This window comes from Micromonospora marina, assembly GCF_900091565.1.
Classification (GTDB): domain Bacteria; phylum Actinomycetota; class Actinomycetes; order Mycobacteriales; family Micromonosporaceae; genus Micromonospora; species Micromonospora marina.
In genome coordinates this window covers 97,974-122,234 of record NZ_FMCV01000016.1, presented here as the reverse complement: position 1 = coordinate 122,234, position 24,261 = coordinate 97,974, and the positions used below count along the sequence as shown (strand labels likewise).

18 protein-coding genes are annotated in these 24,261 nt (G+C 70.8%); 8 read left to right on the top strand and 10 right to left on the bottom strand.

From position 1 onward, the window contains the following. Positions 1-5: 5 nt before the first annotated feature. The 3 genes from GA0070215_RS18800 to GA0070215_RS18790 form a co-directional block, all read right to left on the bottom strand. Positions 6-1,565, bottom strand: a complete 1,560-nt coding sequence (locus GA0070215_RS18800; protein WP_167361532.1) for a protein kinase domain-containing protein — start codon at positions 1,563-1,565, stop codon at positions 6-8. 167 nt (positions 1,566-1,732) lie between these two features. Continuing rightward, entirely contained in the window at positions 1,733-2,452 is a 720-nt protein-coding gene (locus GA0070215_RS18795) for an NAD(P)-dependent oxidoreductase (protein WP_018787771.1), read from the bottom strand. Positions 2,453-2,705: 253 nt separating this feature from the next. Next, positions 2,706-4,082, bottom strand: a complete 1,377-nt coding sequence (locus GA0070215_RS18790; RefSeq protein ID WP_091047997.1) for a hypothetical protein — start codon at positions 4,080-4,082, stop codon at positions 2,706-2,708. 185 nt (positions 4,083-4,267) lie between these two features. Between GA0070215_RS18790 and GA0070215_RS18785 the strand changes: the two genes are divergently transcribed. From GA0070215_RS18785 to GA0070215_RS18765, 5 genes are read left to right on the top strand one after another with little or no spacing between them, the layout of a single operon-like run. Next, positions 4,268-5,308, top strand: coding sequence for a polysaccharide biosynthesis protein (locus GA0070215_RS18785; protein WP_091047994.1), 1,041 nt, complete (start codon positions 4,268-4,270; stop codon positions 5,306-5,308). Further along, on the top strand, positions 5,305-6,426 hold the full coding sequence (locus GA0070215_RS18780) for a polysaccharide biosynthesis C-terminal domain-containing protein (RefSeq protein ID WP_244167048.1): 1,122 nt from the start codon (positions 5,305-5,307) through the stop codon (positions 6,424-6,426). Before GA0070215_RS18785 ends, GA0070215_RS18780 begins: the two co-directional genes overlap by 4 nt. Beyond that, positions 6,423-7,661 (top strand): glycosyltransferase family 4 protein, encoded by a 1,239-nt coding sequence (locus GA0070215_RS18775; RefSeq protein WP_018787767.1) that lies wholly within the window; start codon positions 6,423-6,425, stop codon positions 7,659-7,661. Before GA0070215_RS18780 ends, GA0070215_RS18775 begins: the two co-directional genes overlap by 4 nt. After that, positions 7,658-8,782 carry a non-hydrolyzing UDP-N-acetylglucosamine 2-epimerase gene (gene wecB / locus GA0070215_RS18770; protein WP_018787766.1) on the top strand — a complete coding sequence of 375 codons (1,125 nt, stop codon included), beginning with the start codon at positions 7,658-7,660 and terminating at the stop codon, positions 8,780-8,782. The genes GA0070215_RS18775 and wecB overlap by 4 nt, the downstream gene beginning before the upstream one ends. Before the next feature lie 28 nt (positions 8,783-8,810). Next, on the top strand, positions 8,811-9,821 hold the full coding sequence (locus GA0070215_RS18765; RefSeq protein WP_141708220.1) for an LCP family protein: 1,011 nt from the start codon (positions 8,811-8,813) through the stop codon (positions 9,819-9,821). A 13-nt stretch (positions 9,822-9,834) separates the two neighbouring features. Here the strand turns inward: GA0070215_RS18765 and GA0070215_RS18760 are convergent, their stop codons facing one another. Genes GA0070215_RS18760 through GA0070215_RS18750 form a run of 3 tightly spaced genes read right to left on the bottom strand, consistent with a single transcriptional unit; the run spans position 9,835 to position 13,752 of the window. Then, positions 9,835-11,025: a glycosyltransferase gene (locus GA0070215_RS18760; protein ID WP_091047983.1), complete on the bottom strand. Its 1,191-nt coding sequence runs from the start codon at positions 11,023-11,025 to the stop codon at positions 9,835-9,837. Continuing rightward, on the bottom strand, positions 11,022-12,317 hold the full coding sequence (locus tag GA0070215_RS18755; RefSeq protein WP_141708219.1) for a glycosyltransferase: 1,296 nt from the start codon (positions 12,315-12,317) through the stop codon (positions 11,022-11,024). The genes GA0070215_RS18760 and GA0070215_RS18755 overlap by 4 nt, the downstream gene beginning before the upstream one ends. A gap of 31 nt (positions 12,318-12,348) precedes the next feature. Next, positions 12,349-13,752, bottom strand: coding sequence for an oligosaccharide flippase family protein (locus GA0070215_RS18750; RefSeq protein ID WP_255327285.1), 1,404 nt, complete (start codon positions 13,750-13,752; stop codon positions 12,349-12,351). 313 nt (positions 13,753-14,065) lie between these two features. Between GA0070215_RS18750 and GA0070215_RS18745 the strand changes: the two genes are divergently transcribed. Together GA0070215_RS18745 and GA0070215_RS18740 are read left to right on the top strand one after the other, a co-directional pair. Continuing rightward, entirely contained in the window at positions 14,066-15,985 is a 1,920-nt protein-coding gene (locus tag GA0070215_RS18745) for a S8 family peptidase (protein WP_091047979.1), read from the top strand. After that, entirely contained in the window at positions 15,982-17,769 is a 1,788-nt protein-coding gene (locus GA0070215_RS18740; protein WP_244167047.1) for a proprotein convertase P-domain-containing protein, read from the top strand. Before GA0070215_RS18745 ends, GA0070215_RS18740 begins: the two co-directional genes overlap by 4 nt. Positions 17,770-17,773: 4 nt before the next feature. Here the strand turns inward: GA0070215_RS18740 and GA0070215_RS18735 are convergent, their stop codons facing one another. Next, entirely contained in the window at positions 17,774-20,554 is a 2,781-nt protein-coding gene (locus GA0070215_RS18735) for an ATP-binding protein (RefSeq protein WP_091047972.1), read from the bottom strand. Between the two features lie 80 nt (positions 20,555-20,634). Here GA0070215_RS18735 and GA0070215_RS18730 point away from each other — a divergent pair, with 80 nt between their 5' ends. Next, positions 20,635-21,123 (top strand): GNAT family N-acetyltransferase, encoded by a 489-nt coding sequence (locus GA0070215_RS18730; RefSeq protein ID WP_091048042.1) that lies wholly within the window; start codon positions 20,635-20,637, stop codon positions 21,121-21,123. A gap of 56 nt (positions 21,124-21,179) precedes the next feature. Here GA0070215_RS18730 and GA0070215_RS18725 read toward each other — a convergent pair whose 3' ends face one another. The 3 genes from GA0070215_RS18725 to eda are packed head-to-tail and all read right to left on the bottom strand — an operon-like array spanning position 21,180 to position 24,243. Further along, positions 21,180-22,481 (bottom strand): MDR family MFS transporter, encoded by a 1,302-nt coding sequence (locus tag GA0070215_RS18725; RefSeq protein WP_141708217.1) that lies wholly within the window; start codon positions 22,479-22,481, stop codon positions 21,180-21,182. Positions 22,482-22,483: 2 nt separating this feature from the next. Beyond that, entirely contained in the window at positions 22,484-23,584 is a 1,101-nt protein-coding gene (locus tag GA0070215_RS18720) for a sugar kinase (protein WP_018787756.1), read from the bottom strand. Continuing rightward, the gene (gene eda / locus GA0070215_RS18715) at positions 23,581-24,243 is read right to left on the bottom strand and encodes a bifunctional 4-hydroxy-2-oxoglutarate aldolase/2-dehydro-3-deoxy-phosphogluconate aldolase (RefSeq protein WP_167361530.1); all 663 of its coding nucleotides are present in this window, start codon (positions 24,241-24,243) and stop codon (positions 23,581-23,583) included. The genes GA0070215_RS18720 and eda overlap by 4 nt, the downstream gene beginning before the upstream one ends. Positions 24,244-24,261 lie beyond the last annotated feature (18 nt).

Here is a 24,261-nt window from a genome sequence, read left to right as displayed (position 1 = left end):
GGCGGTCAGCGCACCTCGATCTCGTACAGCGAGTAGCCGTAGTCGCCGGAGCGTCGGGTGCCGTACATGCGGACGTACCTGCCGGGCAGTTCGGCGACGGGTATCCGTACCACACCGCCGGTTCCCGTCGCGGTCGAGTAGACCGGCGTCCACGCGGCGCCGTCCGCCGAGATCTCCACCCGGTACGCGACCGCGTACGCCCTTTCCCAGTGCAGCACCACCTCGCTGATCCGCCACCGCTTGCCAAGGTCCACGGCCAGCCACTGCGGGTCGGTGAATGCGCTGCTCCACCGGCTCGCCGGATCACCGTCGACAGCCTTGCCGGCGCTCCAGTTCGGCCCTTCCGCCGCGGCGGCGGTGGCGGTTCCGGTCAGGGCGAGGTTGCGGCCGGTCGGGTTGTCCGAGGCCGGGAGCTCCGCCGACGAGGGGCCGGTGGCGGGCGGGGCGGGCGGGGCGGACGGGGCGGGCGAGGTGACCGTCCGATCCGGTGTGGTGGACGGGGTCGCCGGAGGACTCGATCGCTCTGGCGACGGTGGCGACGACGGGACGGCGGCCGACGGGGTGCCGGCGGCTGCCGGCGCGGACGCGGCGCCCGGGCTGGACGGCGTCGGGGAACCCGACGGCGGGCCGGTTCCGACCGACAGGACGCCGGCGGTCGCCCCGACCAGGAGAAGCACCACGGTGACCACGACCGGCAACCGCCACCGGGGCCACCGGGGGTGCCGCCGCGTGGGCACCGGCGCCGCGTCGCGCTTCTCGCCGAGCAGCATGGCGAGCAGGTCCGGGGCGCTCGGCCGGTCCGCCGGGTCTTTCGCCAGGGCGAGGCGCACGGGCTCACGCAACGGCTCGGGCAGCCCGTCGAGATGCGGCGGTTGGGTGAGGATGCGTCCTGCGGTCGCCGAGGGTGAGTCACCGCCGAACGGCGTCCGCCCGGTTCCGGCGTAGGTGATGACGCAGCCCCAGGCGAAGACGTCGGCAGCCGCGCTGACCGGATCGCCCCGGTTGTCGGCGAACCGTTCCGGCGCCATGTAGGCGATCGTGCCCACCATGTCATCGGTGCGGGTGTGTCTGCTTGTGACGCCGAACGACCTGGCGATCCCGAAGTCGATCACCTTGGGACTGCCGGGCGGGAGCAGCACATTCTCCGGCTTCAGGTCCCGGTGGATGATGCCCGCCCGGTGGATGCCGGTGAGTGCGGTGGCGACCCCGACCGCGAGTGAGTGCAGCGTGCCGCCGCGCAGCGGGCCGCGCTCGGTGACGACCTCCTCCAGGCTCGGCCCGTCGACGTACTCCACTACCAGATAGGGCGGGTCGTGGTCGATGTCGGCGGCGATGAACTCCGCCGTGCAGAACGATGGAACCTGCCGGGACCGCTCCACTTCGTCCCGGAACCGGGCGCGGAACTCGGGATCGGCGATGAGGTCGGCGTGGATCAGCTTGACCGCCACATAGCTGCCGTCCGCGTCCTCGGCAAGATAGACCATCCCCATGCCGCCGGCACCGATCCGGCCGACCATCTGGTACTCCCCGAGGAAGGCGGGGTCGGCGGCCCGAAGCGGGCTCACCCGGTAGGCGGTGTCCACTGTGGTGCGTTCTCCCCTCGCTGCGGATCCGCACCTATATACCAGGCCCAGACGACAGCAAGGTGAAGGGAGACGCACTGTCACACGCCGCTCACGTCAGCGACCGCCACGCTCAGGGCTCGCCGGGCACGGGCGGACGAGCCGAGGGCTCACGCCGGTCCGGCGGCGTGCGCCAGGGCGGAGGGGGTCAGCCGGCCGACGATGGCCGGGGCCTCATGGACGAGAGCGTCGTTCTCCACCGCCTCGACCATGAAACGGGCGTAGTCAACGCGGCGGGTGAGGTTGCTGGCCAGGATCGGGTCGCCCACGTGTCGGCTCCACACCGGCAGACCCTGGCTGCCCCCCTCTTCCAGGTCGCTGCCCCGCACCACCGTCCAACTGGTGTCACTGGCGAAGATCCTCCGGCAGGCCTCCACCTGGTCGTCCACGTCCACCACGCGGGCGAGCTTCGCCAGCCGGCCGAACACGGCCGCGTACACCTTGAACCTCCGGGTGTAGACGTCCTTCCCGTCGCGGGTGATGTGCCATCCGCAGGAGAACACCAGGCGGGCACCCGGACGCGCGTGGTCGAGCACCGCCTGGGCGGTGCCGGAGGCATAGTGCTCAACCCCCCAGGGCACCAGCACCGTGAGCACCGCGTCGCAGCCGTTCACCGCCCGCGCGACGACGGCACGATCGTCGGTCGCGCCGGGGACCACCGTGATCTCTCCCGCGAGGTCGGCGAGTTTGTGGACACTCTGCTCTCTACAGACGCCCACCACCTCGTAGCCCCGGTCCAACGCATGCTGCACCAGGTAGCGCCCGAGCTTCCCGGACGCGCCGATGACGCACACCTTCTTTCCCGCGCCCGGCTTCCTGGTTCCGTCCATCGCGACAGGCTCCATGACCCCTCCCCGACACGCCATCCAAAGACTTACGACGTAAGGTACAGCCTTACTGTGTAAGTTTGTCAAGACGTGTACGGCGTCCCCGCCCCCGGGCACCGCCTCGCCGGGCAGTCCACGCCGTCGATCCCGGAGCAGGGTGACGTCGAGGCGCGACACGCTACTGAGCGGCGGTCTCGGCCCGGTGGCCGTCCGGTCTGGCCCGGTACCGACTACCCGGCCGCGACTCGCATCCCCGTCAGACCCGCACCAGCCTCGATGCGGACGCCCGGTAGAGAATCAGCAGCGTGATCAGCCCGAACACCGACTCCGGCGACATGCCGAGCTGGTTGTTGGCCGGAAGGTAGAGGATGAGGATCCAGAGCTGCGCGAAGATCAGCAGGGGCAGGATCCGGCGAGTCCTGGTCACGTCCAGCCAGACCCGGGCGAAGAACCAGCCCACCACCGCCATGAACAGTGCCGCCCCGGGGAACGTCAGATCGGAGGCCAACCACGGATAGATGGTTGACCAGTACTGGTCCGACGGCCATCCGGTGGCGTACTCCGTCCGCTCGGGGTAGCTGGGGTGAGCCGAGGTGTCGACCCCGAACGTCTCCTGGAGGAAGAGCCTTATCGCGGGGGCACCGCCCAGTCCCTGCGACCAGACGAACGGCTCCTGCAGGTTGTAGGCGAGGCCGAGGTAGCCGTGCGTGGGATAGAAGGCGGTGGCGGTCAGGCCGTCGGCGGCCCGTGGACCGACCAGGTCTACCAGCGCCGGACTCGGCCGGGTGAGGTCGCTGGTGCCGAACGACTCGGCGCGCGCGGCCTGGTTGAAAGCGAGGTATCCCACGAAGACCGCAGCGATGACACCCCCGATGACGACTGCCGCGCGGCGGCGCGTCAGCGAGTGCCGAGGCGCGGTGATGACAACGAGCAGACCTGCGGCGCTCAGGATCGCGGTGTCGCCGAGGCCCTTCAATGTGCCGGTGTAGAGGTAGTAGGCCGCGTCGAAGGAGAGTCCGACGATTCCCGCGACCCGTGCCGCGGCAGACAACTGGCGCCAGTACACGACCAGGAGGGGGGCCAGTACCGTGCCGAGGACGCCCAGGAACGTCAGTAGCGACACCAGAGCATCGCCTTGGCCGATCCCCTGCTCGTACGCGTCGAGCTTGTGCAGGTAGCCCGCCGCGGGATCGCGCAGGCCGTTGAGGATGTCCTGCGGTCCGGTGGCTCCGAGCGCGGACAGTCGTAGCAGACTCAGCGCCACGGTGTATCCCGCGCCCAGGAACACCAGTCGACGTACCCAGGTCGTCTGCGCTGGTGGCGTCGTCGTGGTACGGCCGGGGCGATTGAGGAGTATCTGGGCGGAGTAGCCGAGGGCGAACAGGCCCACGGCGCCGAGCACGAAGGCGCACAACATTTCCGGGTTCGGCACCCGGTCGCTGAGATCGCTCAGCCAGAAGGCGCCGAACGTGGCCAGCATCCAGAACAGCGCGACGGCCAGCGGCGCCCACTCGCCGGCCCGCCTTCGCCCGCGGCTCTCTCGGCCGGTCGGCCAATCTCGCCGTTCGGCGCCGTCGTCCCACGACAGGCCCTGCAGCGGCGCCGTCGCGTGCCGCGCCTGAACGGGAGCCACCTGAACACCTCCGAGTTGACCGGGTCCATCCCGACGATCGCCGGCACCATCCGAACGTCGCGACGAGATCAGGGTAGTCCCATTTCCGCCTTTGTGTGCCTTGTGGGGGTTTTATCTAGTAGACCTACCTAGGCAGGGCCAACCCCGTCGAGAAGGGTCGGCTGTGATCTACCGGAAGGAAATCGATGACCCTCCTGGATCCCGAGGCCAAGGTGCTCGTCACCGGCGGCACCGGCTCGTTCGGCCGTGCCATGGTTCGCCGACTCCTCACCGGGGTCGTTTCGGAAATTCGCGTGTTCAGCCGCGACGAGGCCAAGCAGGACGCCATGCGCCACGCGATCGACGACGATCGGGTGCGGTACCACCTCGGCGATGTGCGTGACCTCGATTCGCTGGTCAAGGCCATGTGGGACGTGGACTACGTCTTCCACGCCGCCGCACTGAAGCAGGTTCCGGTCTGCGAGTTCTTCCCCACCGAGGCGATCCGCACGAACGTGCTCGGCAGCGCCAACGTCATCGAGGCGGCCGAACGGGCCGGGGTCCACTCGGTCGTCATGCTCAGCACGGACAAGGCCGTGCAACCGGTGAACGCGATGGGGATGACCAAGGCGTTGATGGAGAAGCTGACCCAGGCCCACGCCCGCAACCGTCCCGACAGCGCGACCACCGTGTCCTGTGTGCGGTACGGCAACGTCATGTACTCACGAGGATCGGTCATTCCGCTGTTCGTCAGCCAGATCAAGGCCGGCCGCACGCCGACGGTGACGGACCCCGACATGACCCGTTTCCTGATGTCGCTCGACGACTCGGTGCGGTTGGTGGAACACGCCTTCCGGCACGCCCGCTCCGGCGACGTCTTCATCCACAGGGCGCAGGCATGCACCGTGGCTGATCTCGCCACCGCCCTGTGCCACCTCTTCGACGTGCCGGACAAGATCGACATCATTGGCAGCCGCCACGCGGAGAAGCAGCACGAGTGCCTCGCCAACGCGGACGAGGTCGCCCGCGCCGACGACTTCGGCGACTTCATCCGCGTGCCGCTGGACGCCCGGGGCCTGCACTACGCGCTTCAGCGCCCCGTGGAGGCGCAGGATCCGTCCGGTGTCACGGATCTCACCTCGGCTAACGCACCGCGACTCGATGTCCCGGCCGTCCGGGAGCTGCTGCTCGGGCTCCCCGAGATCCGGGCCGAACTGTCCCTGCGTGAACCGGTACTGGTCCCGTGAGGGTCGTTCTCACCGGGGCCGGTGGATTCCTCGGATGGCACACCCGAGTGCTGCTCCAGGCGATCGGGTGGCCGCAGGCGGTGACCCTGCCGAGCATCGAACTGAACGACCCGGCCCGGGTGGCGAGCCGGGCCAACGGGGCGGACCTGCTGGTGCACCTCGGTGGCGTCAACCGTGGCGCCGAGTCCGACCTGGTCCAGGGCAACGCCGGTGCCGCGAGCGCGCTCGTCCGCGGCCTGCGGCAGTGCCCGGTGCCACCGAAGCGGGTCGTGTATGCGAACTCGACGCAGGCCGGCAACGGCACCCCCTACGGAGACGCCAAGGCCGAGGCGGCAGAGACATTGGCTGCCGCCGCTCACCTGGGTTATGAGTTCGACGATGTCAGGTTGCCGAACCTGTACGGAGAACACGGCCGCCCGTTCTACAACTCGGTCGTGGCCACGTTCTGCCGGCAACTCGCCGACGGCGGCGCTCCGGAGGTGACCGGAGATCGGGAGCTCGATCTGGTCCACGCGCAGGACGCCGCAGCTCGCCTGATCGGTGCCCCTCCCGGCCACGCCTGGGACGCCGCCATGCCGGCACTCCGGATCAGCGTGTCGCGACTCGCCGAGCGCCTGTCCTACTTCGCGGCCACCTACCGCTCCGGAGAGATCCCGGCGCTGGACGAGCGACATGCGGTGCGGCTGTTCAACACGTATCGATCACACTGTTTCCCGCAGCTCTTCCCGATACCGCTGACGTGCCGCAGCGACGCCCGCGGGAATCTGTTCGAGGCGGTGCGGGTGCACGGTGGAGGGGGACAGACGTTCGCCTCCACCACCCGTCCGGGGATCAGTCGAGGCGACCACTTCCATCTAGCCAAGATCGAGAGGTTCGTCGTCCTCCGGGGCAGCGCTGAGATCGCCCTCCGCCGGATCGGACACCAGGAGGTCGTGACCTTTCCGGTCGGCGGGGACACCCCGGTGGTGGTGGACATGCCGACGATGTGGGCGCACAAGATCACGAACACCGGCTCGGCGGAGTTGCTGACCCTCTTCTGGGCGAACGAGATCTTCGATCCGACCAGTCCGGACACCTACGCCGAGCCGGTGTTCCCGACCGCGACGGCACCGGCATGAAGATCGGCGTGGTGAGTCAGTGGTACCCACCGGAGCCGGTCTTCGTCCCCGGCAGTCTCGCGGACGAACTCGTCGCGCGGGGGCACGAGGTACGCGTGTTGACCAGTTTCCCGAGTTACCCCGGGGGCCACATCTATCCCGGCTGGCGACAACGCTGGCAGGACACGACGACGACCGGAGCGCTCACCGTGCGCCGGGTGCCGCAACGAGCGAGTCACGGCCGCTCGGCCGCCGGCAGGATGGTCAGCTATCTGTCGTTCGCCGCGACGAGCACCCTGGCCGCTCTCCGCTACCTCGCACATGTCGACGCGCTCTACGTCTACCATCCGCCGGCCACCACATTCGCCGCGGCGGCAGCGCTACGCCGTCTTCGCCGGACCCCCACGCTGCTGCACGTCCAGGACGTGTGGCCGGAAGCGGTGACCGCCTCCGGGCTGGCCCCGGCAGGTGTGACGGGGAGATTCCTCGCCGCCGGACTGACCTCGGTCATGCGGCGGCTCTACCAGGGCGCCTCGGCGATCGCGGTCACCGCTCCCTCGATGCAGCAGCTCGTCGTGGAGCGGGGCGCGGCGCCGGAACGCGTGCGGACGGTGCTCAACTGGACCGACGAGTCGATCTTCCGGCCGGTGCCCGTGACGGCACAGGCCCGCGCAGCGATCGGGCACCGAGGCCGCTGCACCGTCATGTTCGCGGGCAACATGGGTCGGTTCCAGCACCTGGAAACGGCAGTACGTGCCGCCGCCGCCGTGCGCGACCACATGGACCTGGTCCTGGTGGGGTCCGGCGTCGATCAGGAGCAGGTCATCCGCCTCGCCGGCACTCTCGGTGCCTCCAACGTACGGTTTCTGGCGCGACGCCCGCCCGAGCAGATGGCCGAACTCTACGCCGCCGCCGACTACCAGTTGGTCTGTCTGCGCGACCTGCCCGCGCTGCGGGCGACCATACCGTCCAAGCTGCAGGCGGCGCTCTGCTGTGGTTCGCCCGTTGTCGCCGCCGTGGCCGGTGACGCCGCCCGTCTCGTGGAGACGGCGGGCGTCGGGCTCACCTGCCCGCCCGAGGACTGGCAGGCACTGGCCGATCGGTTCTCGCAGGTCGCGGGCTGGTCCCGTGAGCAGCGGGCCGACCTCAGCGCCCGCGCACTGCGGCTGTACCGGGAGCGGATGGCGCTTCAGGTCGGAGTCGATCAGATCGAGGACATGTTGATGAAGATGACACACGAGGGAGCACGCCGATGACCCGGGTCATGACAGTGGTCGGCACCCGGCCGGAGATCATCCGCCTCTCGCGGGTGATGAGCAGACTGGATCGAACGGTCGATCACGTACTCGTCCACACCGGCCAGAACTGGGACCACTCGCTGTCCGAGGTGTTCTTCACCGATCTCCGGATCCGGCGGCCCGACCGCTTCCTCCGGGTCGACACCGGCTCACTGGCCCGGGTGTTCGCCGGGGTGCTGACCGGCGTCGAGCAGGCGATCACGGAACTGCACCCCGATGCCCTGCTCGTCCTCGGTGACACGAACAGCTGCATCGCCGCTCTGATGGCCAGGCGGATGAGGGTGCCGGTCTACCACATGGAGGCGGGCAACCGCTGTTTCGACCTCAACGTCCCCGAGGAGACCAATCGGAGGCTGGTGGACCACGTCGCCGACTTCAACCTCGTCTACACCGAACACGCCCGGCGCAACCTGCTCGCCGAGGGACTGCACCCGCGGCGGATCCTGCACACCGGCTCACCGATGCGGGAGGTGCTCGACCACTACCACGAGGACATCCGCCAGTCGCCGATCCTCGACCAGCTCGGGCTGACCCCGAACGGCTACTTCGTCGTCAGCGCCCACCGCGAGGAGAACGTCGACCGACCGGCCCGCCTCGAACGGCTGCTCGACTGCCTCCGTGCGGTCCGCGACGAATGGCGGCTGCCGGTGCTGGTGTCGACCCACCCCCGTACCCGCAAACGGCTGGAGGCTCTCGCGGTCGACGGGACCACGCTGGAGGGAATCACCTTCCACGATCCCTTCGGCTTCTTCGAGTACGTCCAGTTGCAGAGACACGCCCGCTGCACGCTGTCGGACAGCGGCACGATCAGCGAGGAGTGCGCCATCCTCAACTTCCCAGCCGTCACTCTCCGGGAGTCGATCGAGCGTCCGGAGGCACTGGACGCCGGCGGCATCATCATGACCGGGCTCGACCCGGCAGGCGTGCTGGAGGCGGTTCGGGTGGCGGTGGATCAGTGTGCCGAAGGCGGCGTGCCGTGTCCGGCCGACTACGCCGTGCCGGACACGTCCCGCCGTGTCGTCGACTACCTGCTCTCCACGGTCCGCCGCCACCACGACTGGGCCGGCATCCGATGCTGACCCACCGCGTCGGCGAAGGGAGGATCCGGTGAGACTTTTCGGGCCCGGTGCCCGCAGACTGCGGATGATGCCGCTCGGTCGCCGTTGGGCCCGGGCCGTGGCGCTGGTCGCCGCCCTTTCGACACTGCTGAGCCTGCTCGGCGGCGCCGGCTGGCTCTACCTGCGGCATTTCGAAACCACAATCACCAGGGTGGACGCGTTCAGCCCGATTCCGGCCGAGGAGCGACCCGCCAAGGCCACCGGCAAGGCCCTCCACATCCTGGTCGCGGGCACGGATCAGGCGGGGCCGTCCGGTGGGTCGCAGCGGACCGACACCATCATCCTGGTCCGAGTCTCGGCCGACGGAGACCGGGTGCACATGGTGTCCATCCCCCGCGACACGTGGACCGCGGTCCCGACCAGGGTGGACAGCGACGACACCAGGCTTGCGAAGATCAACGCGGCGTACGCCTGGGGCGGCACACCGCTGCTGGTGCGGACGGTCGAGGGGTTCACCGGAGTCCGGATCGACCACGCCGCCGTCGTGGACTTCGCCGGCTTCGGCCGCGTCATCGACAGCCTCGGCGGCGTGGACGTCGAGGTCGACAAACCCTACCTGTCGTACGCCGCCGGCGGGATCACGGTCCCGCCGGGCACACGCCGGATGAACAGCGCCATGGCACTCGAGTACGCGCGTGAGCGTCACCAGTTCGCCGCCGGTGACTTCACCCGCATCCAGCACCAGCAGGCGATCATCATGGCGATCCTGCAGGCGGCCACCCGCAAGGGGCTGCTGGCTGATCCGGCCCGGCTCGACGGCTTCCTCGACGCCGTCAGCGGGGCCGTGCGGGTCGACGCGGGACTCCGGGTCACCGACCTCGTCTGGCGGCTGCGCGGCGTCACCGCCGACCGGATCGTCATGCTCACCAGCCCCTCCGCGGGCGTCGACATGATCGGGGACCAGAGCGTCGTCCTGCCCGACCGGCCCAGGGCCGCGAGTCTCTACCGGGCGCTCCGCGAGGGTGCCGTGGAACAGTGGCTGGCAGAGAACCCGCACTGAGCTACGCGGGAGTTCAGCGACGTACCGCGTCGAAGAAGGCGTCGAGGCTGTCGGCGTACATGCGGTAGTCGAACGACTTCAGCGCCTGCTCGCGGGCTGCCAACCGCATCATGGTCAAATCCCGGTCGGTCAGCCGGGCCGCCCGCTGGACCGTGCGCATCAGCCCCGTCACCGAGTAGTCGGGGCAGACCAGCCCTTCCACCCCGTCACGGAGGTAGCTGCCCATGTCGCTGGTCAGGTTGGCGAGCACGGGCACCCCGTTGGCGAGGCTCTCGCAGAACTTCGTCGAGAAACCCGCGTCGGAGGCGCGTTCGGGGCGACGCAGCAACACGGTGAAGTCGGCCTCGCGCAGCGCCGCCGGTACCTGCCGCTGCGCCATCCGGCCCATGACCCGCACGCCTTCCGGCACCGGCCCGCCCGCCATCGACCGCACCTCGTCCGCCGAGGGGCCGATGATCCGCAGTTCGACGCGCACGTCCGCGCTGTTCGCCTTGCCGACGGCGGTCATCACGGTCGCCAGCAGGTCCTTGTTGTTGCGGCCGGGGCTGCCGGCGTAGACGAGCGTCAGCGCGGGCCCCCGGCAGGTGCGCGGCGGGCCCACCGGCGTGTGCTGAACGTCGGTGGTCGGCGGGATGCGAATCACGGCGCCCACCCGGGAGAGGTAGTGCCGTTCCAGCAGGCTGCTGATCGCGATGACGGCGTCACAGCGCGGATAGTGGTGCCGCAGGGCCGTCTGCATGCTGATGTTCAACGGCCCCAGCACGCCGCCCCGGACGTATCGTCCGTTGTACCAGTCGACCACATCCGCGACCAGCGGCACCCCGTTGCGGTGACACCAGCGCAACAGTCGATGGGCGTACTGGGCCTGTCCTCCGTGGAGGAGCACGTGGGACGGTTTCGTCGGCTGCTCGTCGAGCCAGCGAACGGTGCGTCGTCCCCAGGTGAGGAACATCCGGGCGGAGGCGCGCAGCGGACCGGCCCCGGACGGCGGGGCCTCGCCCAGGCCGACGTGGCACACCGAACCGGCGCCGTCGACATGCAGGGGCACCGGTAGCCGCGGGCCGGGGTCACCGCTGGCGACCACGACGTTCCGGCCGGCGGCTGCCAGGGAGGCGACGAGCCCGAAGACACGCCGTGATCCCGGTTCCCCCCACGGGAACGCGATCGGGCCGACGCACGCCACCCAGTCATCGCGGCGGCTCACGATCGCCCCTGCTGCCGTCCGGCCCGCGCGGCGGCGCCGAGCGCCTCGGCGAACCGCGCCGCCACCCGTTCCCGGCGGTGGTGGCGCTCGGCGTGCGCTCGTCCGTTCGCCCCGTACTGGTGCCACGACGAGGTGTCGAGGCAGAGCTTCCACAACTGTTCGGTCAGCACGTCCGGATCCTGCTGGCCTACGACGACTCCGGCGCCCGCCGCACGGATGTACGCCATCGAGGCGAGTTCGGCCGGCCCGTGGCCGAGGATCGGGCGCCCGGCGGCCAGATACTGCGGGATCTTCGTCGAGACCGAGTATCGCGTGTACCGCCGGGTGTCCTCGGCGAAGCTCTCGACGTGCACCAGGATGTCCGCCCCCGCGAGCACACCCGGCACCTCGTGACTGTCCAGTGACCGCCCGAAGTGCACGGCGGGGTGGGCCACGAAGGCGGACCGGTAGCGCTCGACATCGGCAGCCGGGCAGTGCAGGGTGAGTCGCACCGGCGAGGCAGACGCGCTGATCGCCTGGACGCTGTCCGCAAGGTTCCGCAGTGAGCGCCAGCGGCCCAGGTGCAGGGCACCCACGTAGACGAGGTTGGTCGCCGACTGGCCCGAGTCGGCGGGTCGTGGCGACATCGGCGCGGCGAAGAACTCCGGATCCACCGAGTTCGTGAAGACGTCGAAGGGGATGCCGTACCGACGCTGGTACTCGTCGGCCATCGAGTCGCTGATGGTCATGCCGGCCGGAGCGCGTCCGATCACCTGCCGGACCGCCGAACGCACCGCACGGTCGGCGATGCCGCCCAGTTCGCCGTGGGGGTACAGGGTCGCGGGCCAGTCGTCGGTGAAGTGGGGCACGACGGGCACCGCGCACGCTCGGGCCGCCCGGACCGTGAGCCGGGCCAGCCGAACGCTGCCGAGCATGGAGTAGACCACGTCGGGCCGGAACTCCTGCATCCAGCGCACCACCTTCGGCGGCAGGTGCAACGGGCTGAGGTCGGCCAGCGCGACCAGGTGGGCGTACGCGGTGGCGACGAGTGGGCGCCGGTCGGCGGCGTTGCGTACCGCCGTGACCGCCCGGATGCCCTGTAGCGGGCTGCTGCCGTTCCATCCCAGCATGCGCAGCGTGTAGTACTGCGGCGGGAGGTAGTGCTCCCGGGGCGGAAAGTGCAGGTAGCGATCGCACACCTCGTCCGACGGTTCGGCCGAGGCCGTGTAGACCTGCGCCAGGCGGTCCTTCGGCCAGCCGTGGAACAGGTTGGACAGCGTGATCGTCGTACCGGTGGTCCGGTCGAAGGGCATGTGGCCCACCACCAGGACTCGTGGCACGGCATCAGGACGGGACGCCAACTCGTCTCACCTCTCGTGTCTCTCCGGCGCGAGCCGCTCGGGCCAGCGTCCGTCGGTAACCGTGGATCGCCGCGGGAGCGGCTGTCAGCAGGAAACAGATGGTGGCGACGTACGGCACCGCGGCGATGCCGAGCCACCGGGCGGCGCACCACTTGCCGATCACCGACAGCACGAGGTACGCGACGTAACCGACCAACTGCGGGCCGATCACTCCGGCCGCGTTCTGCACCATGAACACGGGCGACACGGCCGCCATCGTCAACCACCACGCCGCCAGGCCCAGCAGCAGCCAGCGGTCGCCGTACGGCGCGGACAGCCAGGCGACGAAGAGCCGCTCCCCGCACGCGACCAGTGCCGTGGCCGGTATCAGGACCACCGCGACGGAGATCAGGGTCATGCGGCGTGCCGTCCGGCGGACCCAGGTGACCCGCCCCAGTGCCAGGGCCGTGCCGTGCGCCGGCCAGAACGGCTGATTGATCAACACGACGATCATCCCGAGTTGGGTGAAGAGCTTGGCCGGCACGGCGTAGGCAGTCACGTCGGCCAGGCCGCGCGTGTGCGCGATGATCAGGTTGTCGGCGTTGTCCGCGAGGGTCATCAGGATCGTGACGACGCCGAAGAGGCCCCCGATGCGCAGCAGTTCCCGTACGGCATCGGGGTCGAGAGCGGTCAGGCCGGGGCGAAGGGGTCGCAGCTCCCGGGCGAAGGCCCAGCAGGTGTTGACGACGTTGCCCAGTACCGGGCCGGACACCGCGGCCGCGACGACCCACGGGGCGCTGAGACCGGCCTGCACCGCCCCGATCGTCAGCGGCAGCGACACGGCCGACCCGACGGCCTGCCAGATGTTGCTCCGCACCCCCATCTGCCAGGCGTACTGCACCCGGCCGATCAGGGAGAGCGGCACGTTCAGCAGGAACGCCGTCAGACCGACCAGGCTGATGGCCCGCACGTCGTCGAGCGGGGCCGACTGCGAGACGTTGAACAGCGCCCGCCAGGGCACGGCGTCCGAGACGAGCCAGAGCAGGGCGCACCCGGTCAGCGCGATCGCCGACACCATCGCGTACGCACTGGACACGTACCGCCGGGCCTGAGTCGTGTCACCGCTGGCGTAGCAGGGCGCCAGCCGGGTGAGGAGACCGTTGCCGAGCCCGAGATCGGCGAAGGCCGCCATGCCGGTGACGGCCACCACCGCCATCCACAGCCCGTAGAGATCGACTCCGATGTTCGAGAGGACGACGGGCACGAGCAGTAGCGGCACCAGCGCACTGACCACTCGTCCGACGAGGGCCGAGGCGATCCATGAGGTGAGTCGACTCGGGCGGGTCGCCGTCCCCGCTCCGGGCCCGCCCTCCGCGGAGGATGTGCTCCCGTCGTCCGTGAGGGACACGCTCTTCACCGAAGCTCTCCTCGCATGCCGCCCATCCTTTGCCTCACCTCCCTTCACGGTCACCACCACCAACGCGTCCCACCGATCTCTGGTTACGCCCGCAGATCCACCAGAGGAGCCACCGCCCACCACGGCGCCGCGGCGAGTACGCAGTCCCGCCACCACCGCTTCGCGGGATCACGCGCCCACCGGCCCGCCTTTTCTCCGTGGGGCGTGAATTTCTTGCGTGTTAACGCGGATTGAAATCGACATGAACGAATAGCAACCATCGCAGGCAGATGAACGAGTGTTTCATCGAGGAGAGGTCCCTGCCATGACACGAAATCGGGCCCGGATCGGGCCCTTCCGAGCGCTGTGCGTGCTCGCGCTCGGTGCGGGTATAGCCGGCGTCTCCGGCATCGCCCCGGCCATCGCCCAACCGCAGGGCGTCCGCGCCTACCTGGTGCTCACGACACCCGCTTCCACCAGCACCGTCGCGCAGGCGGTGGTCGCCCAGGGCGGCACGGTCCAGAACAGGCACGCCGAGATCGGCGTCATCGTGGCGCACTCCACAGCCACGGACTTCGCTACCCGGATGCGCGCGGTGAGCGGGGTGCAGAAGGTGGGGCAGTCACGGGACACCGACGTCCCCGCCCAGGGTTCGACCGCTCGGCGGTACCTGGAACCGCAGATGGGATCGTCCATCGCGGCGCCCCTGGAACCGGTCGACTGGAACATGTCGATGATGGGCGCCGACCGGGCCTGGGACATCAACCCGGGCAGCCGGTCCGTCACCGTCGGTGTACTGGACACCGGTGTGCAGGGGACGCACGACGACCTGCGCGCCAACTTCGACGCCGCCAATTCGGTGTCCTGCCTGTACGGAAAGACGAACACCACACCGGGCGCCTGGGAGCCGGACGCGTACGCGCCCGCCGCCGGACACGGGACGTCGGTCGCCGGCATCATCGCGGCGGCCCGGAACGGGCGCGGCGTCGTCGGTGTCGCGCCGAACGTGCGGATCGCCGCCGTCAAGGTGATGGAGCCGACCGGCTACATGTACCCGGAGAACGTCATCTGCGGGCTGATGTGGTCCGCGGCGCGTGGCTTCACGGTGACGAACAACAGCTACTACGTCGACCCCTACACGTTCAACCACCCGACGAACCTCGACCAGGACGCGGTGATCGAGGCGGTACGGCGCGCGGTCGACTACGCCCACGGCCGCGGTACGGTCACCGTCGCCGCGGCCGGCAACTTCTCGACCAACCTCGACACCGAGCAGGGGCTGTTCCTGCCCGGCGACCTGCCGAACGCGATCTCGGTGACGGCGACGACCACCCGCAAGGAGTTGGCCTACTACTCGAACTACGGGCTCAACACCGTCGAACTGACGGCGCCGGGTGGCGACGGGAACGGGATGATCAACACCACCGACCTGAACAACGGGTACACGACGTTCAGCGGTACGTCCGCCTCGTCGCCGCACGCGGCGGGCGTGGTGGCGCTGCTGGCCTCGGCGAACCCGAGTGCCAGCCCCGACCAACTGCGCTCGATGCTGCTCTCCCAGGCCATCGACACGCCCTGCCCGTCCGGGGACAGTCGCTGCACCGGAACGCTCACGCGGAACTCGCACTTCGGTGAGGGGATCGCCAACGCCCTGCGTGCGGTCTCCGGCAGCGACCCCGGCCCCGGTCCCGGCACCACCGTCTACGCCACCGATTTCGAGAGCGGGACCTGGACGCTGAACCCCGCCGGGACCGACACCGCCACGAGCGGTCGATTCGAGGTGGGCGACCCGGGCGCCACCTCCTGGAACGGCTACACGTTGCAGCCGGGAAACACGGTGAGCGGGATACGTGCCCTGGTCAGCGGCGCCGCGCCGGGAGCCTCGGCGGGTGACGGCGACATCGACGGCGGGATCACGTCGGCGAGTTCGCCGCCCATCCAGATCCCGGCCGGAGGCACCGCGAAACTGACACTGTCCTGGTATCTCGGGTGGCTGTACAACTCGGCCGGCGCGGACTTCCTGCGGGTCCGGGTGGTCTCCGGGACCGGCTCGACGACGGTGTTCGAGAAGAAGACCAGTTCGTCGAACACCTCCGCGGTCTGGACGGCTGCCACGGTCGACCTCACCCCGTGGACGGGGAACTCGGTACGGATCCTCGTCGAGGCCGGGGATGTCTCCGGTGGCAGCCTCGTCGAAGCGGGCGTGGACGATGTCCGCGTCACCCACCAGGCGGCGACCCGATGAGGCGCCGAAGCGTACCGGTGATCGCGGTTCTCGCCCTGGGCATCGCCGGCCTGAGCGCTCCCGCGGCCGCCGCGGCCGACGACGACCTGATCGCCTCGATCAGCCGCGACCTGAAGATGTCCCGTGCCGAGGCCCGGACCGCGCTGGCCAAGCAGGATGCCGCCCAGCGGACCGTCGAGCGGTTGCCCGAGCGGGGCGCGGGAGTCTGGCTGGACGCGAAGAGCGGTGCCGTGGTCGTAGCGGTCACCGACCCGGCTGCGGCCACCCGGATCCGCGCTGCCGGCGCCGAACCGCGGATGGTAAGCCGGAGCCGGGCGGACCTCGACCGGCTCGTCGGCAAGATCGGTGACCTCGCCGACAACGTCCCCGGCGTCATCGGCTGGGGTGTCGACCCCGAGGGCAACGACGTGCTCGTGCGCGTCGACACCACCAGGACCACCGCCGCCACCCACGCGTTCCTGGTCCGCGCCAAGGCCCTGGGCGTCCGGGTACGTGAGTCGGCCGGTTCGCCGAGCCCGCAAGGGGGCGAGATCCGGCCGGGCAACCCGTGGTTCCCCGGAACCCTGGGCAACTGCTCGGTCGGCTTCCCCGCGGTCGACGGCTCCGGCGGCAAGCACTTCCTCACCGCCGGGCACTGCACCACTCAGCCGAACCAGCCCGCGTACGGCGCCGCCGGCCAGCAGAACCGGATCGGGACGTCGAACACCGGCGGCACCCGGAGCGTGTTCTCCCGCGAGGGGGACATGGGTGTCGTCGCGGTGACCGAGCCGGCTTGGGCGTTGTCCGCGTCCGTCAACACCTACGGCAGCGCCCCGGTCACGGTGACCGGCAGCACCGAGCCACTGGTGAACCAGATCGTGTGCCACTCGGGTGTGACGACGGGCTGGCAGTGCGGCCGGGTCACCTCCGTGAACCAGACGATCAACTACGCCAGCGGGCCGATCGACGGGGTGTCGTTCACCACCGCCTGCTCGCTGCCGGGTGACTCCGGTGGCGCGTGGCTGGCCGGGACCAGGGCGGTCGGACTGCACTCCGGTGGCTACTCCAGCTGCTCGCCGGGCAACCTGCCGGACCAGTCGCTGTTCCAGCCGGTCAACGAGGCGCTGCGCAAGTGGAACCTCACCCTGTACACCGGTGGCGGTGGCGGTGGCGGTGACACCCAGGCGCCCAGCGTGCCAGGAAACCTGCGGACCACCGGCGTCACCTCGACGAGCGTGTCGCTGGCCTGGAACGCGTCGACCGACAATGTCGGGGTCACCGGGTACGACGTGTACCGCGGCGCCACCCTCGCCACGAGCACCGCCGGCACCACCGCGACGCTCACCGGCCTGACCCCGGCGACCAGCTACCAGATCACCGTCCGGGCCCGCGATGCCGCCGGGAACGTGTCGGCGGCGAGCGGATCGCTCACCGTCCGCACCGCGGACGGCACCGGTGGCGCGCGGACCTTCGCCAACGACACCAACTTCCCGATCCAGGACTACCAGTCCCTGTACAGCCCGGTCAGCTCCACCGCGACCGGTGCCACCACCAGTTCGGTACGGGTCGAGGTCACGGCACAACACACCTGTGTCGAGGACCTCGACATCTATCTGCTCTCGCCGTCGGGCCGGTGGTACGCCCTGCACCAGTACGGCGGTTACGTCTGCCACCCGTTCCCCGGCACGGCGACCTACACCGTGCCGGTCTCCGGTGAGCAGGCCGGGGGCACCTGGAACCTCTGGATCCGCGACAGCGGGTACGGCGACACCGGGTACCTCGACCGCTGGTCCATCACCTTGTAGCGGCTCAGGGCGCGGCGGTGCTCGGTCCATCCACCTCGGACGGCCCGAGCACCGCCGCCAGTTCCGTCCGCGACCCCACTCGAAGCTTGTGCAGGGCACGAGCGACGTGCTGCTCCACCGTGCGTACCGACACCCCGAGACTGGACGCGATCTGCCGGTTGGTCCGCCCCTGGGCCGCCAGCCGCGCGGCCTCCCGCTCACGCGGAGACAACTTCTCCCCGTACCCCGGCCTCCCCCGCCTCGGCGCCGGTAGCGCGTGGCGCTCGCGCAGCGCGTCTCGGCACCGTTGAGCACGAACCGTCGCGCCCATCCCGGTGAACAACCGCTCCGCGTCGCGCAACGGCTCGACACCGTCGTGCCCGACGGCGAACATGGCCTCCGCCCTCCGTTGGAGGGTCCGCGCCAGCCACTGCGGCCGGTCCCCGACGAGCAGGGCGGCCTCCCGGTAGCCCACCTCGGCGGCGTCCCACTCGCCGCGCTCGTGCGCCAGCATCGCCTCGGACAACGCCAGCGCGCCGGCTGCGGCCGGGCAGTCCAGTCCGCGCACCCCGGCCCGATGCTCCTCGATCGCCTCGCGTGCGGCGGCGTACCGGTCCACCGCGCACAACAACTCGACCGCGACCGGCGTCACCTCGGCCGCCCACACCCACATGCCGGTCGACCGGACGACCCGTAACGCGCTTTCGATGCCGCTCACCACTCCGGACCGGACCTGCCTGCGGTGTCGCAGTTCGGCGATCAGCGCGTACGCGGTCGCCACCACCGGTGGCGGCCCGTCCGCCACCGCCATCCGCAGCAGGGGGAACGCGTCGGCGACGTCGCCCTGCTCGGCGGCCAACGCCCCCGCGATCAGACGACACTCCGCGGCGATACGCGGTAGCGAGGCGTAGCGGACGGCCATCTCCCCCGCGCGCGGTCGTAACCCCGTCCACCGCCCCCCGAGCCAGTCCAGCAGCACCGACGCGACCTGGAGCAACTCCACCACGTAGCTGGAGGTCGAGTCCAGTCCGCGCCCGTGCTCCAGCAAGCGGGCGGCCCGGTCGTAGTGACCGAGCCATCCGGCGGCGTCGGCCAGGTTGAGACATCCACGGGTGCAGTGTCTGCCGATCTCCGCGTCGGCGGGCTCGTCGAAGATCCACGCGGCCTGCTGCCAGGCGTCCGGTTCGCCGCGGGTCATCAGGGTGGTCACCCGGTTGACCTGGAAGGCCACCCGCGCCCGTTCGTCGGTGATCGCGCCGGACAGCCCCTCCGCCTCGGCCAACCATCGCAGGTGGACGTCGATGTGCTGTTGCCCGGCGTGCACGTTGGCCAGTGACGACATCACCCGCGCGGCCAGGTCGGGCCGCGGTCCGCGCAGCTCCGCCGCGGCCCGCGCGAGCTCGAGGTAACCCTCGGTCGGACTGCCCGTCTGGTTGAGCAGGAGCAGACCCAGCTCCGACCGCAGTTCACCGCGGATCGACTGGGGCAGATCGGCGATGGTGAGCAGGTCACGCAGCAGGGCCACGGTCGCGGTCACGTCCACGCCGTCGAGCGCGACCCGGCCCAGCTTCACCGCGAGGCGGTGCCGTTCCCGCGGGTCGTCGGCGGCGGCGAGAAGATCGCTCAGCAGGTCGACCGCGCCGCCCGTGTCACCGACCTCGACGGCCCGGTCCGCCGCCAGTTCCGCGTACTTCCGCCAGCCCGTCGTGTCGCCGGCCGCGCGCAGATGGTCGGCCACCCGGCGGTGCGGCGGCGTGGCCGCTGTGAGCAGTACCTCCGCCGCGCGCCGGTGCAGCCGCTGAGCCCGGGCCGGGCCCATCGCCCGCAGCACCGCCCGCTCTGCCAGTTCGTGGCGGCAGTGGTACCTCCCACCGCTCTCGCGCAGCAGCTCCGCAGCGATCAACCTGTCCAACGCGCCCTCACCGTCGGTGAGCGGCACTCCGGCGACGGTGAGCAGGTCGACCCCGCCTACCGGGGCACCCAGCACACAGGCGGCGAACATGACCTGCCGGGAGACCTCGTCGAGGCGCTCCAACCGCCGGGCGATCGCCTCGGCGTACCCGTCCGGCACCAGTCCGCCGTCGAGCCCTTCCCACAACGCGCCGTGCTCCACCGCCGCCCGGACGACCTCCTCGATCGCGAACGGCACTCCCCCGGTGCGGCGCAGCAGCGTCGCCGCGGCGCGTGCGGGCGGCCGGTCACGGACCATCGCGCGGACCATCTCGACCGTCTCGTCGAGATCCAGCGGCTCGAGCCGGAGCCGGCCCCCCGGCAGATCGGCCGCCGCCGGCCGGCGGGCGAGCACCACCGACAGCCCGGCGGGCAGATGCCCGGCGAGGAAGCGCAGAAAGTCGGCGGTCACGTCGTCCACCCAGTGCAGGTCGTCCAGCACCAGCACGACGGAACCCGCGGCGGCCAACGCATGGCGCAACGCCCGGTACACCCGGTGGCGTTCAGCCCGCAGGTCACCGAGTGGCGGCAGCGCGGGCGGCAACCGCGCCCCCAGTTCGGGCAGCATCGGGACCAGCGCCCCGAGCACCGGATCGGTGCTCCACGGCGCACCGTCGCCGGACAGGACGGCATCGATCACCGGTGCCAGCGGAAGCGGCTCCCGCAGCGGCTGCCCGGACCCGGTGAGCCAGGTGCGACCGTGCAAGCCCGGCTGCGTACGCAGTTCCTGCAACAGCCGCGTCTTCCCCACCCCGGCTTCTCCCTCGACGCGCACCACCGCCGGAGCCGCCCGCACGAGGTCGAGCAGTTTCCGCAGTTCCGACCGGCGGCCCACCAGAGGCGTCTGCCCTGCCATCCGCACACAGTACGACGCCAGACGGTCCTCGGCGTCCCGACCACGAGATCATGAACACCGTCCGGGTCTATCATGGTGCCGTGACGCTCGCCCTTCGCCCGCTCACGCTCGACGACACCGCCGCCGTGCACCGCTGGGCGTGTCTGCCGGAGGCGTGCCGCTACCAGGTGTGGGGTCCCAACACGTACGAGCAGACGCAGGCATACGTGCGGGAAGCGGTGGCGGCGCGGCCCGAGCGGCTGGTCTTCGGGGTGCTCGTCGACGGTGAACTGGTGGGCAGCGCCGAACTCAGGCTGCGCGGCCGCAGCACCGGTGAGATCGCGTACGTGGTGCATCCACGACGGTGGGGGCAGGGAATAGCTACCGCCGCGGCGCGGGAGCTGGTGCGGATGGGCTTCGAGGACCACGGGCGCCACCGCGTCTTCGCCACCTGCGATCCACGCAACGTGGCCTCGGCCGCCGTGCTCCTCAAGATCGGCATGCGCTACGAGGGACGGATGCGCGGCACCGCGTTCGTTCGCGACGGTTGGCGTGACTCGGACCTGTACGCGATCCTCGCCTCAGACTGATCGACAGGCCGGGGCGGCGGGGCACCGCCCGCGGCCCGAACCCGACGAGCAGACTGTCACCCGCGTTGGTCTGAAGCCGCCTCAGCGGTGCGTCCGACCGGCGACGCGGCTGCCTCGACGGGTTCGGGCGCGCGCAGCACGAGCAGGTACACGCCTGCGGTTGCCAGGCCCCACGCGGCGAAGACAGTCCACGGCACCCACTGCGCGAGACCGCCGCCGAGGTCGAGCAGCCACCCGCCGCCGAGGTTGCCGACCAGCCCACCGAGCGACAGCACCAGACCGTTGGCACCGAAGTACGACGCCACCGCACCCGCCGGGGCAAGTCGCGAGACGGTGCCGTTCAGGGTGGGCAGTAGCAGGACCTGTCCCAGGGTGAACACGACGACACCGGTGACCACCCCGGCCGGCCCCGGCAGCACGCCCAGCAGCCACAGGCCGACGGCGAGCGCGCCCGTGCCCGCGGCGAGCGTCTGACCGGTACGGAGATACCGTTCGGCGAGCCGGGTCAGCGGAACGGTCGCCACGACCATGACGATCGCCGCGACGCTGTAGACGAGTCCCAGTGACGTCGTTCCCGGTAGGACCTGCCCCACGCGGACCGGCACCGCCAGGTAGAGCTGGCTGAACAGCGCCCACGCGGCGGCGCTGACCAGGACGAACCGGCGGAACTGGCGGTCCCGGGCGACCGTACGCAGCCGGTGCAGGGACGACATCCGGTCCGAGGTGCCGGCGTTGGCGCGGTCCGGGCGCAGCCCCAGCCAGGTGATCGCCCCGGCGAGCACGAACAGGCCGGCCGCGACGAAGCACAGGGCGGGAAAGTTTGTGGCGGCCAGGACGCCGCCGAGGGCCGGTCCGAGAACGAAGGCGGCGTTGCTGGCCATCTCCCGCACGGCGTAGGCGCGGGTGCGGTGTGGCGCGGGTGTCAGTTCGGCGTACAGGGCGTAGCTGGCCGGGTGGAACAGTGAGCCGCCGAGGCCGGCCAGGACCGAGGCCACCACGAGCCCGGGCACGGCGTCGACGACGCCGAACGCGGCGAACCCGGCGGCGCGCAGAAGCACGCCCAGGCAGATCGCGCGCCGGTGACCGAACCGGTCGGCGAGCATGCCGGACCAGAGCATCATGCCCTGCTGGCTGGCCGACCGTACGCCGGCGAGCAGCCCGGTGAGTGCGATGCTGAGGCCGAGGTCGTGCAGGAGGTGGTATGCCAGCAGCGGCACCAGGGCGTAGAAGCCGAGGCCCATGAGGAAGGTGTCGGCCACCATGATCCGCAGACCGGGTGACCACCACGTACGCCGGCCATCCCCCGGCGCGGGAGTCGGCTCCGCACGCCGGGGGTCGGTGCCGGTGCGGCGGGTCACGCTCAGCGGCGTACCCGGGCGCCGGAGCCGGCCGCCAGTGCTTCGACCTCCGGCAGACTGGCCATCGACGTGTCCCCCGGTGTGGTCATCGCCAGCGCGCCGTGTGCGGCACCGAACTCGACGCCCACCCGCAGGTCACCGCGTGCCATGAGCCCGTAGATGAGGCCGGAGGCGAAGCTGTCGCCGCCGCCGACCCGGTCGAGGATCTCCAGACCCGGCCGGTGCCGGGCGGTCACGAAGCCGGTGTCGGCGGACCAGCCGATGGCTCCCCAGTCGTTGACCGTGGCGGTCCGCACGGTGCGCAGCGTGGTCGCCACCACCGCGAAGTTGGGGTACGCCCGGGTGACCTGGTCGATCATCTTTTGGAAGTTGTCCACCTCCAGGTGGGACAGGTCCGCGTCGGTGTCCGGCACCTCGAAGCCGAGGGCGGCGGTGAAGTCCTCCTCATTGCCGATCATGACGTCGACCATCCGGGCCAGCCGCTGGTTGACGTGTCGTGCGCGCTCCTGCCCACCGACATCACGCCACAGGCTCGGCCGGTAGTTGAGGTCGTACGAGATCACCGTTCCGTGCCGGCGGGCGGCGGCCATCGCCACCGCGGCGGTCTCCGCGGCCACCTCGGACAGGCCGGCGTAGATGCCGCCGGTGTGCAGCCAACGCACGCCGAGGGTGCCGAACAGGTGCTCCCAGTCGACAGCGTCCGGGCTGAGCTGGCTGGCGGCGGTGTGCCCCCGGTCGGACGTGCCGACCGCCCCGCGTACCCCGTGGCCGCGTTCGGTGAAGTTGAGCCCGTTTCGGGTGGTGCGACCGATCCCGTCGTAGGGCGTCCACCGCACCAGGGACGTGTCCACTCCGCCCTGGAGCATCAGGTCCTCGACGAGCCGGCCGACCTCGTTGTCGGCCAGGGCGGTGACGACAGCGGTGCGCAGGCCGAAGCAGCGGCGCAACCCGCGCGCGACGTTGTACTCGCCGCCGCCCTCCCAGACCCGGAAGGTACGGGCGGTGCGTACCCGGCCCTCCCCGGGGTCGAGGCGCAGCATCACCTCACCGAGGGACACCAGGTCGTAGCGGCACTCTGCGGCGGGGCGGACGTTCAGCTTCATCGGTCACCTTCTCGGGCGGCGGCCAGGGCCGCGGCGGTCAGCGTCGTCACGTCGTCCCACCGGCCGGCGGCGAGCAGCCCGGCGGCGACCATCCAGGTGCCCCCGACAGCGAGCACCGAGGGATGGTCGAGGTAGCCGCGGAGGTTGGCGGTGGTGATTCCGCCGGTGGGGACGAAACGCAGGCCGGGGTACGGTGCGGCCAGCGCCTTGAGCATCGGAAGGCCGCCGAGTTGCTCGGCGGGGAAGAACTTTAGCACCGAGAGTCCGGCGTCGAGGGCCGTCTGGATCTCGGTGGGGGTGGCGACGCCGGGAATGACCGGCACGCCGTGTTCCTGACATCGCCGCACCACGGCTGCGGAGAAGCCGGGGCAGACGACGAACCGGGCGCCGGCGTCGATCACCTGCTCGACCTGGTCGACGGTGGTGACCGTACCCGCGCCGACCACCAGGTCGGTGTGGTCGGCCAGCGCTCGGATCGCGGCGACGGCCGTCCGGGTGCGCAGGGTCACCTCGACCGTGCGGAGGCCGCCCGCCTTCAGGGCCGCGCCGAGCGGCGGTGCGGCCTCGACGTCGTCGAGCACGACCACCGGCAGGAGACGGTCTCCGGCGACGACGTCCAGGACGGTGGTGCCCGCCGCCGCGGTCACGGGCCCCGCCATCACCTGCTCCCGCACGAA